This is a genomic window from Streptomyces sp. ICN903, from assembly GCF_022015835.1.
In the GTDB taxonomy this organism is placed as follows: domain Bacteria; phylum Actinomycetota; class Actinomycetes; order Streptomycetales; family Streptomycetaceae; genus Streptomyces; species Streptomyces fenghuangensis.
Genome location: NZ_JAKMAY010000012.1, coordinates 21,504 through 39,173, shown reverse-complemented (window position 1 = coordinate 39,173; position 17,670 = coordinate 21,504). Strand labels below are relative to the sequence as shown.

6 protein-coding genes and 1 pseudogene are annotated in these 17,670 nt (G+C 72.3%); 6 read left to right on the top strand and 1 reads right to left on the bottom strand.

What is annotated here, in order from left to right:
- The 6 genes and pseudogenes from L7D48_RS02650 to L7D48_RS02625 all read left to right on the top strand — a co-directional run.
- A pseudogene (locus L7D48_RS02650) lies at positions 1-2,223 on the top strand (BREX system serine/threonine kinase PglW); the annotation flags it as partial.
- Positions 2,220-5,834, top strand: coding sequence for a BREX-2 system adenine-specific DNA-methyltransferase PglX (gene pglX / locus L7D48_RS02645; protein ID WP_237876964.1), 3,615 nt, complete (start codon positions 2,220-2,222; stop codon positions 5,832-5,834). The pseudogene L7D48_RS02650 and the gene pglX, both read left to right, overlap by 4 nt.
- A 142-nt stretch (positions 5,835-5,976) precedes the next feature.
- Positions 5,977-9,864 (top strand): phage resistance protein, encoded by a 3,888-nt coding sequence (locus L7D48_RS02640; RefSeq protein WP_237876962.1) that lies wholly within the window; start codon positions 5,977-5,979, stop codon positions 9,862-9,864.
- Entirely contained in the window at positions 9,861-12,788 is a 2,928-nt protein-coding gene (gene pglZ / locus L7D48_RS02635; protein ID WP_237876961.1) for a BREX-2 system phosphatase PglZ, read from the top strand. Before L7D48_RS02640 ends, pglZ begins: the two co-directional genes overlap by 4 nt.
- 146 nt (positions 12,789-12,934) lie before the next feature.
- A complete protein-coding gene (gene brxD / locus L7D48_RS02630) occupies positions 12,935-14,284 on the top strand; it encodes a BREX system ATP-binding protein BrxD (RefSeq protein ID WP_237876959.1) in 1,350 nt (449 codons plus the stop codon).
- Positions 14,284-16,491 carry a DEAD/DEAH box helicase gene (locus L7D48_RS02625; protein WP_237876958.1) on the top strand — a complete coding sequence of 736 codons (2,208 nt, stop codon included), beginning with the start codon at positions 14,284-14,286 and terminating at the stop codon, positions 16,489-16,491. Before brxD ends, L7D48_RS02625 begins: the two co-directional genes overlap by 1 nt.
- 100 nt (positions 16,492-16,591) lie before the next feature.
- Here L7D48_RS02625 and nshR read toward each other — a convergent pair whose 3' ends face one another.
- Positions 16,592-17,401, bottom strand: a complete 810-nt coding sequence (nshR, locus tag L7D48_RS02620; protein WP_237876956.1) for an NshR/TsnR family 23S rRNA methyltransferase — start codon at positions 17,399-17,401, stop codon at positions 16,592-16,594.
- Positions 17,402-17,670: the final 269 nt, after the last annotated feature.

The window sequence follows — 17,670 nt, the reverse complement described above, 5'->3', positions numbered from 1 at the left end:
GCCCCGGCCGCCACCGGCTCCGCCGCGGGCCCCGGCACGGCCGGGGCGGCCCCCCTCGGCGCCATCGCGGACGCCGAGCCGGAGACCGCCGAGCAGCAGCGCGACCGCCTCGCCGCCGAGGTCACCCGCGACACCCCGCTGACCGTCTCCGGCCTCACGGGCGCGGCCCAGTCCTTCCTCTACGGCCTGGGCATCAGCACCGTCGGCGAACTCCTCGACTACAGCCGCCGCAAGCTCGTCAACGCCCCGGGCCTGGGCGCCAAGACCCGCAACGAGGTGCAGCGGCGGCAGCGGGAGTGGGGCGAGAGGCTGCGCGGCACACCCGTCTCGCCGCTCACCCCCGAGGGCCGGGCGGAGGCGAAGGAGGAGCTGGAGCAGCTCACCGCCGCCGAGTCCGCCCTCGCGGGCGACCTGGCGGCGGCCGACGCCGCCGGCGGCCTGTCGGCCCGCGCCCTGCGCTCGGTCAGCCTCGACGCCCTCGCCACGATCCTCGTCCCGCCGGTCAACAACAACGGCTCCAACCGAAACAAGGCCGAGATGGTGCGGCTGCTGCTGCGCCTGCCCGACGAACACGGAGTCCTGCCGGGCATCGGGGTCTGGCCCAGGCAGAAGGACGTCGCCGAGGCGCTGGGGCTCAGCGCCGGGCGCATCCCGCAGATGCTCAAGGAGGAGCGCAAGCGCTGGAAGGGCGACGCGGCCGTCCGCGCCCTGCGCGACGAGATCCTCGACCTGCTCGCGGGCATGGGGCGCGTCGCCTCCGCCGTCGAGATAGCCGACGCCCTCGCCGTGCGGCGCGGCAGCCAGCTCTCCGAGCGCGAGCAGCGGCGCGCGCTGGCGCTGGCGGCCGTGCGCGCCGTGGTCGAGGTTGAGCAACTCGTCCCCGACGAGGCCGAGTTCCAGCACCAGCCCAACCGCAGGGCCACCGAGGAGTCCCTCGGCGCGGGCCTGCTGGCCCTGGACGTGCGCGAGGACGACGCACCGGACACCCCGACCGCGCCCGGCCTGCTGGACTACGCGGCCAGGCTCGGCAGGGCGGCCGACCGTCTCGCCAGGCTGGACACCCTGCCGACGGCCACGACCGTGCTGGCGGAGCTGGGCGCGGTGACCGTGCCGCCCGGCACGGTCGACTGGGACGAGCGGCGCATGGTCGAACTGGCCGCCGCCGCCTCCGTCAACGCCGCCGCCACCCCGCGCCTGGAGATCTACCCGCGCGACCTGCCGCTCGTCCGCGCCCTGCGGCTGACCCAGGCCGGACTCGTCCGCTGGATCCCGGGCGTGCCCGAGGGCAGGCAGCCCGGCCTGACCGGCGAGGAGATCCACGAGCGGGTCCGCGCCCGCTTCCCCGAGCTGGTCGCCCCGGACGGGCGCGGCGGCACGACGCACGACCTGCCGACCGGCGGCCCGCTCACCAAGGCACTGCGCGACGCGGGCTTCGAGCTGTCGCTCAAAACGCGCGAGGACACGGGCACGCTGCGCTACCTGCCGACGCGGGTGGACGACGCCTCCAGCTACCTCACGACGGGCGCCTGGCGGCAGTCCACCCGCGTCGGCACCGTGACGCGGTACGCGGACGACCCGCAGCTCGCGGGCGCGGTGCGCGCGGAGGAACGGCTCACCGCCTCGGCCCGCCGGGACGGCTACCGGGTGCTGACGGTCCGGCAGCAGCTCGTACGGGACGCGGTGCGGGAACTGGGCGCCGAACGTCTGGGCGCGCGGATCGTCTCGGTGACCGAGCTGTTCCTTGAGGGCCTGCGCGCGCAGGTCACGCCGGGCACCAAGCCCACCTGGGAGACCCTGCTCAAGGCGGACGCCGCCGAGCCGGGCTCGAAGGGCGCGGTGCGGTTCGCGGAGTACGCGCGGACGGCCTGGGGGCTCGTCGAGCCGCGGATCGCGGAGCTGCTGGGCGACGGCGGTGACGGAAGCGGCGACGGGAGCGGCGGCGCGGCGGGCCCGGTCCTGCTGACGGAGGCCGGGGTGTTCGCCCGGTACGACGCGATGGGCGTCCTGGACCGGCTGGCGTCGGCGGCCCGGCGGGGCGGGCGGGGCCTGTGGCTCCTGGTCCCGCAGGCCGACCCCTCGCGCGAGCCCAGGCTCGGGCAGGTGGCCGTGCCGTACCAGGCCGGCCTGGGGGAGTGGATCCAGCTTCCGGACACCTGGGTGGGCAACGCCCATCGGGGGTCCGGCGAGAACGTGACGAGTGGTGTCGAGGGAGACGCGAAGTGATCGATCGCAAGGCCCTGTTGGACGACCTGAGGCAGCAGGTCAAGGCGGTCGAGACCGACCTCGGCAAGCAGGTGAGGGCGCTCGGTGAGGTCGGGGCGCGGCTGCGCGCCGAGTACGACCAGGCGCGCAAGCTCGGCCGTACGGCGGCGACGTGGACCTCCTGGCTGGACGAGCGGGTCACGCAGGTCGCGGTGGCGTGGGTGCTGGGCACGGTGTTCGTGCGGTTCTGCGAGGACAACCACCTCATCCCCGAGCCGTACCTGACCGGACCGGACGCCGACCGGCGCGAGCTGGCCGAGGCCCGCTACGACCACTACGTGGAGACGGACGCGGATCCGACGTACCGGGGCTGGCTGGAGAGCGCCTTCGAGGAGCTGGGCGCGGGGCAGGCGGGCCGCCTCCTGTTCGACCGGCGGCGCAACCCGCTGTACCAGATCCCGCTCTCCCACGACGGCGCCCGCGAGCTGGTCGAGTTCTGGCGGCAGCGGGACGAGGCGGGCGCCCTCGTCCACGACTTCACCGACCCGCTGAGCGAGGACGGCACGGAAGGGTGGGACACCCGCTTCCTGGGCGACCTCTACCAGGACCTCAGCGAGGCGGCCCGGAAGACGTACGCGCTGCTGCAGACGCCGGAGTTCGTGGAGGAGTTCATCCTCGACCGCACCATGAACCCGGCGGTGCGGGAGTTCGGGTACGAGGGCCTGAAGATGATCGACCCGACCTGTGGGTCGGGCCACTTCGTGCTCGGTGCCTTCCGGCGGCTGGTGCGGCTGCGGGGCGAGGGACAGCCGGGCAGGGACGTGCACGAGCGGGTCCGGGCCGCGCTGGACTCGGTGCACGGCGTGGACATCAACCCCTTCGCGGTGGCCATCGCCCGCTTCCGCCTGCTGGTCGCCGCCATGGCCGCGGCGGGTATGCGGACGCTGGAGGAAGCGGCCAAGTACGACTGGCCGATCCACCTGGCGGTGGGCGACTCCCTGATCAAGGCCCGGCAGTTGGAGCTGACCCTGGGCGGCGACGAGGACGGCACCGCCGACCCGCTGGCCTCCTTCGCCTACGCCACCGAGGACATCCACGACCACCCCGGCATCCTGGAGCCGGGCCGCTACCACGTGGTGGTCGGCAACCCGCCCTACATCACGGTCAAGGACAAGAAGCTCAACGCCCTGTACCGGGAGCTGTACGCCTCCTGCGCGGGTAAGTACGCGCTGTCGGTTCCCTTCGCCGAGCGGTTCTTCCAACTGGCCAAGACCGGGGAGCCGGACGGCAGCGGCTACGGCATGGTCGGCCAGATCACCGCCAACTCCTTCATGAAGCGGGAATTCGGCACCAAGCTGATCGAGGAGTACTTCGCCCACAAGGTTGAACTGACCGAGGTGATCGACACCTCCGGCGCCTACATCCCGGGGCACGGAACACCAACCGTCATTCTGGTTGGCAAGCGACGCGCCGGGAAGGGGCGCGTGGCGGCGATTCGCACGGTCCGAAGCGTGCAGGGAGAGCCTTCAACGCCGGAGAATGCTCAAAACGGGTTGGTCTGGCAGTCGATCGTCGAACAAATCGATAAGCCTGGATCAACGAGTCAGTGGACATCAGTGGACGACCTGTCACGCGAGAAGCATTTCGGAAAGCAACCATGGGTGTTGGCTGACGGCGGCCAGGAGATGATCGACTCCCTGGATCGACATGCGGCGGGACGCCTCAAGGAAATTTCCTCCGAAGCAGGCATCTCTTCAGTCACCGGCGAGGATGACCTGTACCTGCTCCCACCCAATGGAAGCGCAGCTCGCAATCGGATTGAAAAAACTCGCCCCATGGTCACTGGTGATGTAATCCGGGACTTCCTTGCGGAGCCATCATTCGACGCAACCTGGGTGTACTCAGAGGACTTCAAAGTTCTTCCGATTTCGACCACCCCCGGAACGCGGCGCTATCTACAACCTTACTGGTCAATCATCTCCAAGCGCCGCCGCTTCGGAACTCCAATGCTTCAACGCGGACTCACCTGGTACGAATGGCAGGAGATTTATCCAAATAAACTTCGGACACCCCTTACGATCACTTTTGCTTTTGTTGCCACACATAACCACTTCGCGCTGGATCGAGGCGGCAAGGTATTCAAGCAGTCCGCTCCGGTGATCAAGTTGCGGGAGGGGGCGAGCGAGGAGAAGCACCTGCGGCTGCTCGGGCTGCTCAACAGCTCCACGGCTGGCTTCTGGCTCAAGCAGGTGAGTCACGATAAAGGCATCCGAGGCGAAGGGGGCGGATTCACGAGCGACGACTGGGAACGGTTCTTTGAGTTCACCGGAACCAAGCTCCAGGAGTTTCCGCTCCCCGCTGAGTACCCCACCGCTCTCGCCACGGCCCTTGACAGTCTCGCTCAGCGACTCTCCGCCGTCAGTCCGGCGGCCGTGGCCGCTGAGGCGGTGCCGACCGCCGGGGTGCTGCGGGAGGCGCGGGCGCGGTGGGAGGTCGCGCGGGCGCGGATGATCGCGTTGCAGGAGGAGTTGGACTGGCAGGTCTACACCCTCTACGGCCTGCATGACGAGGACCTGCGGGTCTCCGAGGACCCCGACGATCCCAACATCCCCGAACTGGCCCTCGGTGAGCGGGCGTTCGAGATCGTGCTCGCCCGCAAGGTGGCCGCCGGGGAGGCGTCGGATGAGTGGTTCCGGCGGCACGGTTCCACCCCGATCACCGAGATTCCCGCGCACTGGCCGGCCGCCTACCAGGCCGTCGTGCAGAAGCGGATCGATGTCATCGAGTCCTCCCGCGCGATCGGGATGATCGAGCGGCCGGAGTACAAGCGGCGGTGGGCCACCGAGGGCTGGGACGCCATGCAGGACAAGGCCCTGCGCTCGTGGCTGCTGGACCGGATGGAGGCCCGCGAGCTGTGGTTCGACGAGAGCGGCCAGCCCACCCTCCTCACCCTGGCCCGCCTCACCGACGCCCTCTCCCAGGACGAGGACTTCACCGCCGTCGCCAAGCTCTACGCCCCGCGCAAGGAACTGGCGGCCGTGGTGGCGGAGCTGATCAGCGGCGAGCATGTGCCGTTCCTGGCCGCCCTGCGCTACAAGCCCTCCGGGCTGAAGAAGCGTGCCGATTGGGAGCACGTGTGGGACCTCCAGCGCCAGGAGGACGCCGCCCCCGACGAGCCCGCCAAGCGCAAGATCCGCGACTCCATCCCCGTCCCGCCGAAGTACACCTCGGCCGACTTCCTGCGCCCCTCCTACTGGAAGGCGCGCGGCAAGCTGGACGTGCCCAAGGAGCGGTTCATCTCCTACTCCCAGACCAACGCCGCCACCCCGGAGCTGTACGGCTGGGCGGGCTGGGACCACCGCGAGCAGGCCCAGGCGCTGGCCACGTACTTCACCAACACCGCGCTGTCCACCGAGGAGATCACCCCGTTCCTCGCGGGCCTGCTGGAGCTCCAGCCGTGGCTGGAGCAGTGGCACGGCGAGTTCGACATGGCCTACAGCGGCTCCCCGGCGGACTTCTTCGCCGGCTACCGCCAGACCAAGCAGGGCGAGCACGGCCTGACCGACGACGACCTGCGCGCCTGGCGGCCCCCGGCCGCCACCCGAGGCCGCCGCGCCACCGCGAAGAAGTAGCGGAAGCAGCAGGAACAGTAGAAAAAGGAAGAAACCGAAGGCGGGCCGGACCCGGGGCCTCCGGCCCCGGCCCGCCCCCGCCGCCCGCCCGTACACCGCAGAGCCGCACACCGCACGTCCGCAAGGAGAGCGAGAAAACCCGATGGCCCAGCAGCCCCTCCTCCGCGATGTCATCGACATCAAGGAGTCCATCTCCACCTCGGACTTCGTGCTGTCCCTCGCCGAGGCGACGACGCCCGAGGGCGCCCGGCACGCGCTCAGGGACTACGTCGTCACCGAGCGGCTGCTGGAGAACTTCGACGAGGCGCTTGCCCTCATCAAGTCCGCGCTGGACGGCCACCGCTCCAAGGCGGCGTATCTGCACGGCTCGTTCGGTTCCGGTAAGTCGCACTTCATGGCCGTCCTCTACGCGCTGCTCAGCGGCGACCCGGCCGCCCGCGCCCGCACCGAGTTCGACCCGGTGCTGACCCGGCACGAGTGGCTGAGCACGGACGGCAAGAGGTTCCTGCTGGTGCCGTACCACATGCTCGGCGCGAAGGCCCTGGAGCAGCGCGTCCTCGGCGGCTATGTGCACCACGTCAAGAAGCTGCACCCGGACGCGCCGACCCCGCAGGTGTACCGGACCGACTCCCTCTTCGACGACATCCGCGCCAACCGCGCCACCTACGGCGACGAGGCCGTCATCCGGGGCCTGGGCGGCAGCGACGCGGACGGCGGCGAGGAGGACGAGTGGGGAGAGGGCTTCACCTGGACCCCGCAGCTCCTCGACATCGCGCTCGCCGCCGAGGAGAACCACGAGGCGGATGTCCCGCTCAACCTCCTCAACCCCTCCACCCCGGCCGAGCTGCGGGCCAAGCTGGTCAACGACGCCAGCACCAACCTCTTCCCCGGCTTCGCGAAGAACGCCGCCGAGGACGAGCACGGTTTCGTCTCCCTGGACGCCGGCCTGTCCGTGATCGCCGAGCACGCCAAGTCGCTCGGCTACGACGGCCTGATCCTGTTCATGGACGAGCTGATCCTGTGGCTGGCCACCCTCATCCACGACCAGAAGTTCGTGGCCCGCGAGGCCAGCAAGATCACGAACTTCGTGGAGGGCGGCGACGCCCGCCGCGCCATCCCCGTGGTGTCGTTCATCGCCCGCCAGCGCGACCTGCGCGAGCTGGTCGGCGAGGAGGTGTCCGGCGCGGCCGAGTCGTCCATCCAGGACACCCTGAACCTGGCCTCCGGCCGGTTCGACAAGATCACCCTGGAGGACCGCAACCTCCCGCAGATCGCCCACGCCCGCCTGCTGAAGCCGAAGGACGCCGAGGCGGCCAGGCTGGTCGACGAGGCGTTCGCGCAGACCAAGAGGGCCGGCGCGCAGGTCTGGGACACCCTGCTGGGCTCCGACAAGGGCACCACCGGCGCGGACGAGGAGTCGTTCAGGCTGACGTACCCCTTCTCGCCCGCCTTCATGGACACCCTCGTCCACATCTCCTCCGCGCTCCAGCGCTCCCGCACCGGTCTGAAGCTGATGGGCCAGCTCCTGGCCGACCACCGCAACGAGATCCGCCTCGGGCAGCTCGTCCCCGTCGGCGACCTCTACCCGGTGATCGCCGAGGGCGGCGACAAGCCGTTCACCGACAGCCTCAAGGTCGTCTTCGAGGCCGCCGACAAGCTCTACCGGACCAAGCTGCGGCCCTATCTGCTCAGCTCCTACGACATCACCGAGGACGACGTCGAGCAGTACCGCAACCGGCCCGAGTCCATCACCGACCCCAGGCGGCTGGGCGGCTGTCAGGCGTTCACCGGCGACAACCGGCTGGTGTGCACCCTGCTGCTGTCGGCGCTCGCGCCCAGCGTGCCCGCGCTGTCGGAGCTGACCATCCGGCGGCTCGGCGCACTCAATTACGGCTCGGTCCTCGCCCCCATCCCGGGCGCCGAGGTCGGCATCATCAAGAACAAGGTCGCCGAGTGGGCCGCCCGGTTCCCCGAGATCAAGGAGACCGGCACCGAGGCCAACCCCGGTGTGCGGCTGGAGCTGTCCGGCGTCGACGTGGACTCCGTCATCGCCAACGCCCAGGTCAACGACAACCCCGGCAACCGGGCCGCACTCGCCCGGCGCCTGCTGTCGGAGGAACTGGGCGTCGAGCACGGCCAGTTGAGCGACCAGCTCGGCTTCACCTGGCGCGGCACCGCCCGTACCGCCGAGGTCGTCTTCGGCAACGTCGCCGATGAGGACGAGCTGCCCGACCACGACCTGATGCCGCAGCAGGACGGCCTGTGGCGCATCGCCATAGACCTCCCCTTCGACGAGGGCGAGTGGGGCCCGGTCGAGGACGCCAACCGCATCCAGCGGCTGCGCGAACGGCAGCAGGGCGAGCGGTCCCGCACCGTCGCCTGGCTGCCCGCGCACCTGTCCGCGCAGCGCTTCGCCGACTTCCGGCGCCTGGTCGTCATCGACAAGGCCCTCGCCGACGAGCACCGCTTCGACACCCAGTACGCCGGCCACCTCAACGCCGACAACCGCAGCCGCGCCAAGGGACTGCTGGAGACCCAGCGCGAGGCCCTGCTCAAGCAGGTCAAGGGCGCCTTCAAGCAGGCCTACGGGCTCGCCCGGAAGCAGGCCGCCGACGTGGTGCCCGACTTCGACGACCACCTGGTCGCCCTGCCGGACGTGGACGACCTGACCCTGTCCTTCGGGCAGAACATGTACGACGGCATCCGGCACGTCGCCGGCAAGCTGCTCGCCCACCAGTACCCGGCCCACCCCGACCTCGACCCCGACGAGACCGGCACCGCCGTCCGGCCCGCCGACACCAGGAGGGTGTTCGCCCACGTCCGGGCCGCCGCCGAGGCCCGCGACGGGCGGGTGGAGGTCCCGGCCGGCGACCGCGGGCTCATGCAGCGCGTCGCCGGGCCCCTGCGCCTGGGGCAGCAGAAGGAGGCGTACTTCGAGCTGTCCCGCTACTGGGCCGACCACTTCCGCAAGCTCGCCCGCTCCCGGGGCGTCACCGGGGACCTGTCCCTGGTGAAACTGGCCGACTGGACGGACGAGCCAGACCCGCGCGGCCTGCCCGACTTCCTGGTCCGGCTCGTCGTCGCCGCCTTCGCCGAGATGGACGACCGGGTGTGGGTGCGCGGCGGCACCGTCCTGGACCCCGCGCCCGAACTGAACGCGATCAAGGACCACGACGGGCTGCGCAGCCAGCCGCTGCCCGCCGAGTCCGACTGGGAGACCGCGCGGCAGCGCTTCGAGACGATCTTCGGGGAGAAACCGCCCGCCCTGCGGCGCGGCCGGATGGTCAACCAGTTCGCCCACCAGATCATCGCAGCCGCCCGCGCCCACCGCGACCACGCGGCCGACCTGGTGCACCGGCTGGAGGCCCACGCCGCCTTCCTCGGCCTCGACCAGACCGCCGAGACCGGGCGGCTCGCCCTCGCCCGCCGCGCCCTGGAACTGCTGGACGCCCTCACGGCGGAGGCCGGCAAGGGCGCGGCCGGGGCGAAGCGGACCGTGGAGGCGCTGGCCGCCTTCGACCTGGGCGAGACCAGCGCCGACCGGTACGGCACCTCCATCAAGAAGGCCCGCGCCGTCGCGGAGGCCGTCGCCTCCGCGCCCTGGACCACCCTGGAACTCGCCGCCGGACTCGGCCCCGAAGGCGAGGCGCTGCTGGACTCCCTGCGCAACGTCGCCCGCGACGACCAGCGCACCGCCGACCTGCGCGAGGCCCTGGCCCGCACCCAGCGCGAGGTCGTCGCCCTGGTCAAGCGCCGCCAGGCCGCCGCCGCCCCGCCGCCCTCGCCCGCCGCGACCCCGGCCCCCACGGCCGACGGCCAGTCCCTGGACACGCCGACCAGCGACCCGCGCATCTCCTTCACCCAGCCGCAGGAGACACCCTCCCCGGCGGGCGGCGCCGCCACGGGGAAGTCCGGGGGCCGCCGCACGACCGCGGCCCGGGCCGCCGCCGACCTCCGGGCGGAACTGGCCGAACTGGCCGCCCGCAACCCCGAAGCCACCATCGAGATCACCTGGCGGGTCGTCGAATGACGGACACCACTGTCGCCGTCCCCGGAGCCGTCCGGCTGAACACCGCGACCGTCACCCAGTACCTGTCCTCGCAGTCCTCCCTCGCCGCCTCCCTGACGGGCGGCGGGGGCAGGCGGCGGGTCGTGCTGCTGCGCTCCGAACCCCGGTGGGACGGCCCCGCCGAGCCCGCCTGGGGCGAGGGCCGCACGGCCGGGATCGCGACGGCGCCCTCCCCGCTGGCCGTCCACGAACTCGTCCTCGACCACCTGGCGGGCCGCCGCGAAGGCCCCGCCGTCCTGGTCGTCCTCACCGACCGCGAACAGAACGAACTCGACCCGGCCGTCCTCGCCCGCGTTCACAAGCAGCGCATCGACACGGTCGACGGCTGGGACGTCGTCCGCGAGGCGTTCGGCGCCCGGCAGACGGACCCCCGGCTCCGGGACGCCGACTGGGCCGCCGAGGCACTCCTGGACGCCACACCGCCCACCGCGGGCGGCTGGCCGCCCGTGCCCGGCGGCTGGCTGTCGCGGCAGCACGCCCTCACCGCGCTCGCCCAGCGCCGCCTGCGCCTGGGCCGCTACGACACCGAGGGCGGCCGGCGCCGCCCGGGCGACGACCGGCTCGACGCCCAGGCCCTGCTGCACTGGTCGACCCGGTCCGGCGCCCCCGAACGCCTCCTGGCCCTGCGCGGCCCCGAACGCGCCGGACTGGCCGCCTTCCTCGCCGAGGAGGACCAGGCGGGCCTGGCCGGACGCGCCCTGCTCGCCCTCGTCGACGCCGAACGCGGTGCGGACGCCGCCGCCTTCGGCCTGGTGTGCGCGGCCCTGTGGCAGCACGCCGAACCCACCCCCGAGACCTACCGGGCCCGGGGCCGGGCCGAGCGCTACTTCGGCGAGCAGCCCCCGGCGGTCGGCGACCAACTCGACGCCCTGGTGACCGTCTTCGGCAGGGCCGCCGAGGAGTACGTGACCGGGCTGCTGGTGGCCGGACACCGCACCGGCGGCGCGGACGCCGACCAGGCCCGCGAGGCACGCCGCACCACCGGCACCGTGCTCGACCGGGCATCCGCCCTGGCCCGCCAGTTCGGCGCCGAGCGGGCCGTGGAGGCCAGCCCCGTCCTGCGCGGCGGCCTGGAAGCACGGTTCACCGCCGTCGGCCACGCCCTCGCGGCGGGCGACACGGCCGCGGCGGCAGACGCCGTACGCCGCCTGGAGGAGCACCGGCTGGCCGCCGAGCCGGAGGAGGCCGCCCGCATCGAACGCGCCCGCATGGGACAGCGACTGGCCCGCTGGCTGGCCACCGACCCGCCCGCCGACGCCCCCACCGTCGCCGACGCCATACAGCGGCACACCGCCGAGACCGGCTGGGCCGACTGCGCCCTGGAGCACATCGAGGCCGGCGGCGACCCCGACCCCGTCCTCAAGGCCGCCTACGACACCCTCGGCGCCCGCGTCAGGGACCGGCGCCGGCTGATCGACGCCTCCTTCGCCCGGTCGCTGGCCTCCTGGACGCAGGCCGGCACCCAGCCCGGGTCCATGCTCACCGTCGAGACCTTCCTCGACCGCGTGGTCGGGCCGGTCGTCCGGCGCGGGGAGGCACGGCGGGTGCTGCTGCTGGTGCTCGACGGCATGAGCGCGGCCATCGCGAACGAACTCGCCGAGGAACTGCGCGACTCCTGGGCGGAGTTCGACCCGCTGCCCGAGGGCGGCGCCCCGCGCCGACGGGCCATGGCCGCCGCCCTGCCCACGGTGACGGCCGTCTCCCGCACCTCGCTCCTCACCGGCAGGCTGATCAAGGGCACCCAGGCCGACGAGAAGCGGCTCTTCCCCGCGCTGAAGCTGTGGGGCGGAGCCCCGGCCGCCGTGTTCCACAAGGACGACCTGCGTACCGAGACCGCGGGCGAGACCTTCGGCCCGGCGCTCACCGAGGCGCTGGCCGACGGCAGGACCCATGTCGCCGTCGTCCTCAACGCCATCGACGACCGGCTCGCCAAGGAGCAGAAGCTCGGCGACGGCGCCTGGCGCGTCGACGACGTACCCGGCCTGCGCGACCTGCTGCGGGCGGCGGCCACCCAGGGCATGGCGGTCATCCTCACCAGCGACCACGGCCACGTCGTCGACCGGCACGGCACGAAGGCCGGCCCCGCCACCGACCCCGCGTCCGCCCGCCACCGCCTGCCCGGCGGCCCCACCGCAGAGCGGGAGATCGCCCTGTCCGGGCCGCGCGTGGTCTGGCCCGAGCCGGGCGCGTCCGTCGTAGCCCTGTGGGACACCGACTCCCGCTACACCGCCCTCAAGGCCGGCTACCACGGCGGGGCCTCCCTCGCCGAGGTCGCCATCCCGGTGCTCGCCTTCCTGCGGCTCGGCGCGGAACCGCCCAAGGGCTGGCGGGAGCTGGGCGACCAGCGGCCCGTGTGGTGGGCCCCGGATGAGAGCGGGAAACCGGCGCCGGACGACCGCACCGGCCGGCCGGCGGCCGCCACTCCCACGGCCCCCACCGCCTCCAGGAAGACGACGGCGAAGGCGCAGAAGAAGCAGGCCGAGATCGCGCAGACCCACGAGGCGCTCTTCGACGTGGGGCTGACCGCCGGAGGAGACGACGCCCTCCTCACCCCGGCCCCCGTCTCCCGTACCGATGCGCTGGTGACGGCACTGCTCGACTCCGAGGCGTACCGTGCACAGCTCGGCGGACTGGCCCGCAAACCGCAGCAGGAGCAGGTCCGCAAGGCGCTCGCCGCCCTGCTGGAGGCGGGCGGCACCCTGCCCGTGACCGCTCTCGCCCAGCGCGCGGGCATGCCCACCACCCGCGGCGACGGCTTCGCCGCCGTCCTGCGGCAGCTCCTCAACTACGACGGCGTACAGGTACTGGAGACCCTGCCCGACGGGCGCACCCTGCGCCTCCACGAGGCGCTGCTGCGCGAGCAGTTCGCTCTCGGCCCGGGCTGACGGCCGGTGCCGTCGTCCACGGCCGCCCGCCCGGGCCCGGAAGGAGTCCGCCGTGCCCGGGCGGGCGGTGGCCCGGCCGCGGGCCGCTCGCGGGAGCTCTTCCGGTCCCGTGCGCCGGCGCGCGCGGGAATGGAACACTGGTGGGCGTGAGCACCACCGGATCCAAGCGCACCGCACCCGTATCCGCCGCCCGCCGCCGTACCGTCGTCGACGCCCTGCGCCGCGGGGCCGTGCCCGAGAGCGGGCTCGACCTGCTCGCCACCGGGCTCGACCGGTTCGAGGCGGCCCTCGACGCGGAACTGGACGCCGTCGCGTCCGGCGGGTCCGTGTTCAAGGCCGTGCGCGGCGAGTACGGCTCCGGCAAGACGTTCTTCACCCGCTGGCTGGGGGAGCGGGCCAAGCGCCGCAACTTCGCCGTGGCCGAGATCCAGATCTCCGAGAACGAGACCCCGCTGCACAGGCTGGAGACCGTCTACCGGCGGCTCACCGAACGCCTTGCCACCTCCAGCTTCCCGCCCAGCGCCCTGCGCCCGGTCGTCGACGCCTGGTTCTACGCGCTGGAGGAGGACGCCCTCGCGGCCGGCGCGACCGAGGACGAGCTTCCCGGCGAAGTGGAGAAGCTGCTCGTCGCGCGTCTGGCCGAGGTCTCCCGGCACGCCCCGTCCTTCGCCACCGCCCTGCGCGGCTACCGGGCCGCCCTCGCCGACGGCGACGAGGCGAGGGCCGCGGCCGTGCTGGCGTGGCTCGGCGGCCAGCCGCACGTCGCGGCCTCCGCCCGCAGATCCGCCGGGGTACGCGGCGACCTCGACCACTTCGGGGCGCTCGGCTTCCTGCAGGGCCTGCTCACCGTGCTGCGCGACTCCGGGCACACCGGACTCTTCGTCGTCCTCGACGAGGTGGAGACGCTGCAGCGGGTGCGCTCCGACGCTCGCGACAAGGCGCTCAACGCACTGCGGCAGCTCATCGACGAGGTGCACTCCGGTCGCTTCCCCGGCCTGTACCTCGTCATCACCGGCACCCCGGCCTTCTACGACGGCCAGCAGGGCGTCCAGCGCCTGGCCCCGCTCGCCCAGCGGCTCGCCACCGACTTCACCACCGACCCGCGCTTCGACAACCCCCGCGCGGTGCAGATCCGGCTGCCCGGCTTCACCCAGGAGTCCCTGGTCGGTCTCGGCTCCACCATCCGGGACCTGTACGCCGAGGCCGCCGCGTCGCCCGAGAGGGTGCGGGCGGTCGTCGACGACGACTACGTTGCGGACCTCGCGCGGGCCGTCGGCGGAGCGCTGGGCGGGAAGGTGGGGGTGGCCCCCAGGCTGTTCCTGAAGAAGCTGGTGGGAGACGTGCTCGACCGCGTGGACCAGTTCGGCGACTTCGATCCCCGACAGCACTACAGGCTGACCGTCGCGAGCAGTGAACTCACCGACGTGGAGCGGAATCTGGCCGTCACGGCCGGCGGCGGCCCCGCGTCCGCCGACGACATCGACCTGGAGCTGTGATGTCGGATGCCGGCAGCCCGGCCGGGGAGGAGCCGGGTGGGGGAGGGGACGGCGTGCTCGACCGGCTCGACCCCGTCGTCCTGCACCACATCGTCAACACCCTCGGCTGGCCCGATTTGCGCCCCCTCCAGCGGGCGGCGATCGCCCCGCTCATGGACGGCGAGGACGCCGTCCTACTGGCCCCGACGGCCGGCGGCAAGACCGAGGCGGCCTGCTTCCCGCTGCTGTCGGCGATGACCGCGCAACGGTGGACCGGCACCTCGGTGCTGTACCTGTGCCCTCTCAAGGCGCTCCTCAACAACCTGATCGGCCGCGTCGACAGTTACGCCCAGTGGCTGGGACGGCGCGCCGCCCTCTGGCACGGCGACACCAGGGAGTCGCAGCGGCAGCGCATCCGCACCGAGGCACCGGACATCCTGCTGACCACGCCCGAATCGCTCGAGGCGATGCTGATCGGGGTCAGGACCGACCACGCGCGGTTGCTGGGGAGCGTACGGGCCGTCGTCGTCGACGAGGTGCACGCCTTCGCGGGCGACGACCGGGGCTGGCACCTGCTCGCCGTACTCGAACGGCTGGAGCGGGTCACCGGCCGCCCCATCCAGCGCGTCGGGCTCTCGGCGACCGTCGGCAACCCCGGGCAACTACTGCACTGGCTGCAAGGAGCCGCTGCTGGGAGCCGCACCGGGCGGGTCGTCGGCCCGGGCATCCACCTGCCCGCCACCGGTACGGCCGAACACCGGGAGCGAGCCGCCGAAGACCCGTCCCGCAGACCCACCGGTGAGGTGGAGCTCGACTACGTCGGCTCCCTCGACAACGCCGCCAAGCTCATCGCCGCCCTGCACCGGGGGGAGAAGCGGCTGGTCTTCTGCGACTCGCGCCGCCAGGTCGAGGAGCTGGGCGCCGCGCTCCGTGCCCGCGAGGTGACGGTCTTCCTCTCCCACGCCTCCCTCTCCGTCGACGAACGCACCCGCTCCGAGCAGGCGTTCGCCGAAGCGCGCGACTGCGTCATCGTCTCCACCTCCACCCTCGAACTCGGTATCGACGTCGGTGACCTGGACCGCGTCGTACAGATCGACTCACCGGCCTCCGTCGCCTCCTTCCTGCAGCGCATCGGCCGCACCGGCCGGCGCCCCGGCACCGTGCGCAACTGCCTGTTCCTCACAACCCGCGAGGATGCCCTGCTGCAGGCGGCGGGACTGCTGCTGCTGTGGTCGCGCGGTTGGGTCGAGCCGGTCCACCCGCCACCCGAGCCGCGCCACCTGGTGGCCCAGCAGCTCCTCGCCGTCACCCTGCAGCAGCACAGGCTCGGCGACCGGCTGTGGGAACAGCAGTGGAACGGCCTGGCACCCTTCGACCGGTCCGCCGCCCCGATCCTGCGCCACCTCACCGAGGAGGGCTTCCTCGACAGCGACGGCGGCATGCTGTTCGTCGGTCCCGAGGCGGAACGCCGCTTCGGCAAGCGGCACTTCATCGAACTCACCGCGTCCTTCACCGCGCCGCCGCAGTTCACCGTGCTGTCCGGGCGCACCGAGATCGGCCGCACCGACCCGAGCGTGCTCACCGAGGAACGCCCCGGCCCGCGGCGCCTGCTGCTCGGCGGGCGGAGCTGGCAGGTCACCTACATCGACTGGAAACGCAAACGCGTCTTCGTCGAACCCGCCGACGGCGGCGGCATCGCCAAGTGGACGAACGGCGGCATCGCCGGACTGTCGTACGCCCTCACCCGCGCCATGCGCGAGGTGCTGCTGGGCACGGACCCGCCCGTCGCCCTCACACGGCGCGCCGAGGCGCGCCTGGCGGGGCAGCGCGAGAACGACGCACCCGGCACCGCGCACCCGGGCGGCACGCTGATCACCCGCTCCGGTGACGACGTGCGCTGGTGGACCTGGGCCGGCTACCGGGCCAACGCCACCCTCGCGGCCACGCTCGGGCCGGTCGCCGATCCTCTGCAGCGCCCCACCGACTGCTGGCTGCGCCTGCGCGAGGACCTCACCCCGGCCGACTGGCGCGCGGCCCGGGAGAACGTCGGCGAGAACCTCGTCCTGCCCGATGTGGACCCCCGGGCCGTCCGCGGGCTGAAGTTCTCCGCCGCCCTCCCCGAACGCCTCGCCGCCGCCACGGTCGCGGCACGCCTGGCCGACTTCGACAGCGCCCGCGCGGTGCTGTCGGAGCCCGTGCGTCTCGTCGACCTGAGCGGCTCCGCCTGAAATCCGAGGCCGTCCATCCGTCGGCCCCGTCCCGTCAGTGGTCACCACTGACGGGACGGGGCCGGGAACCGGGTGTTCGGGGAGCGGAGGCGCTTGTCGGCTATCGGCCGGCCGCGAGATTCCGGTGAATCCTCTCGTGCAGCGCGATACCGAGGGAGACGGACACGTTGAGGGACTCGGTCGTGCCGGCCATGGGAATCGAGACCGAGGCGGAGGAAGCTTTCTCGAAAAGCTCGGAAGGACCGCCTTTCTCGCTGCCGAACAGCAGGGCCAGCCGGTCGGGGATATCTCCGAGTTCCTTGACGGAGAGATCGCCTCCCGCGCTGAGCGTCATCATCCGCATTCCGCTGTCCTGGATGAAGGCGATGGCCTCCTCGCGGCCGGAGAGGACGACGGGGAGAGAGAAGACGTAGCCCCGGCTGGCCCTCTGCAGACGCCGGTCCGCGATGCTCGTGATGTCGCTGTCCACCAGGATGATCCCTGACGCCCCGAGCGCCAGCGACGTACGCACTATCGCGCCGATGTTCCCGACGATCTTCACTCCGTCGAGAACGACGACATCACCGTTCCGGCTCTCGATGTCGCTGAACCGCGCGGGTCGGGGAACGCGGGCGATGCCGAACGCCTTGGCCTTCCTCTCCCCCTTGAACAGCCTGTTGACGATCGACGATTCGATGAGGCGGACCGGTACGTCCTGCCGCCCGCACAGCTCCAGCAACTCGGGCGGGAAAGGCGTGCCGTCACTGCCGTAGACCTCGATGAACTCCACACCTGCCGTGATGCAGTGCATGAGGGGCTCGGTGTCCTCGATCAGCGTCGTCTTTATGCTGGATCGGGAAGGCTTGGTGACGTCGACGATCCGCTGCACCGCGGGATCGGACGGATTGGTGATGGTGTCCAACTCAGTCATGGTCGTCCTGCCGGCTGCTGTGTTCGATGGCGCGGTTCTCTGGGTGTGAAGCCCTGCGTGACGACGGCCCGCGAATTACTGCGTCGACCGGGCATTGCATACGCAAGGGGAATTCGCTGCTGTCCGGAGAATTCCCCACTTTCCCGCCCGAGGCCCGCGCGGCCTGTTTCCCGCGCGTTGAGTATTCGCCCGGATCATACATTCCGCGTGCCGCGCCGAGCCAGTACGGTTCACGGTAGCAAGGTCCTGTCCGCCCCGCGAGCGGCCGA

Coding starts and splice junctions, on each gene's coding strand:
- L7D48_RS02640 (WP_237876962.1), top strand. CDS start 5,977: ATGGCCCAGCAGCCCCTCCTCCGCGATGTCATCGACATCAAGGAGTCC.
- pglZ (WP_237876961.1), top strand. CDS start 9,861: ATGACGGACACCACTGTCGCCGTCCCCGGAGCCGTCCGGCTGAACACC.
- L7D48_RS02625 (WP_237876958.1), top strand. CDS start 14,284: ATGTCGGATGCCGGCAGCCCGGCCGGGGAGGAGCCGGGTGGGGGAGGG.
- nshR (WP_237876956.1), bottom strand. CDS start 17,401: ATGACTGAGTTGGACACCATCACCAATCCGTCCGATCCCGCGGTGCAG.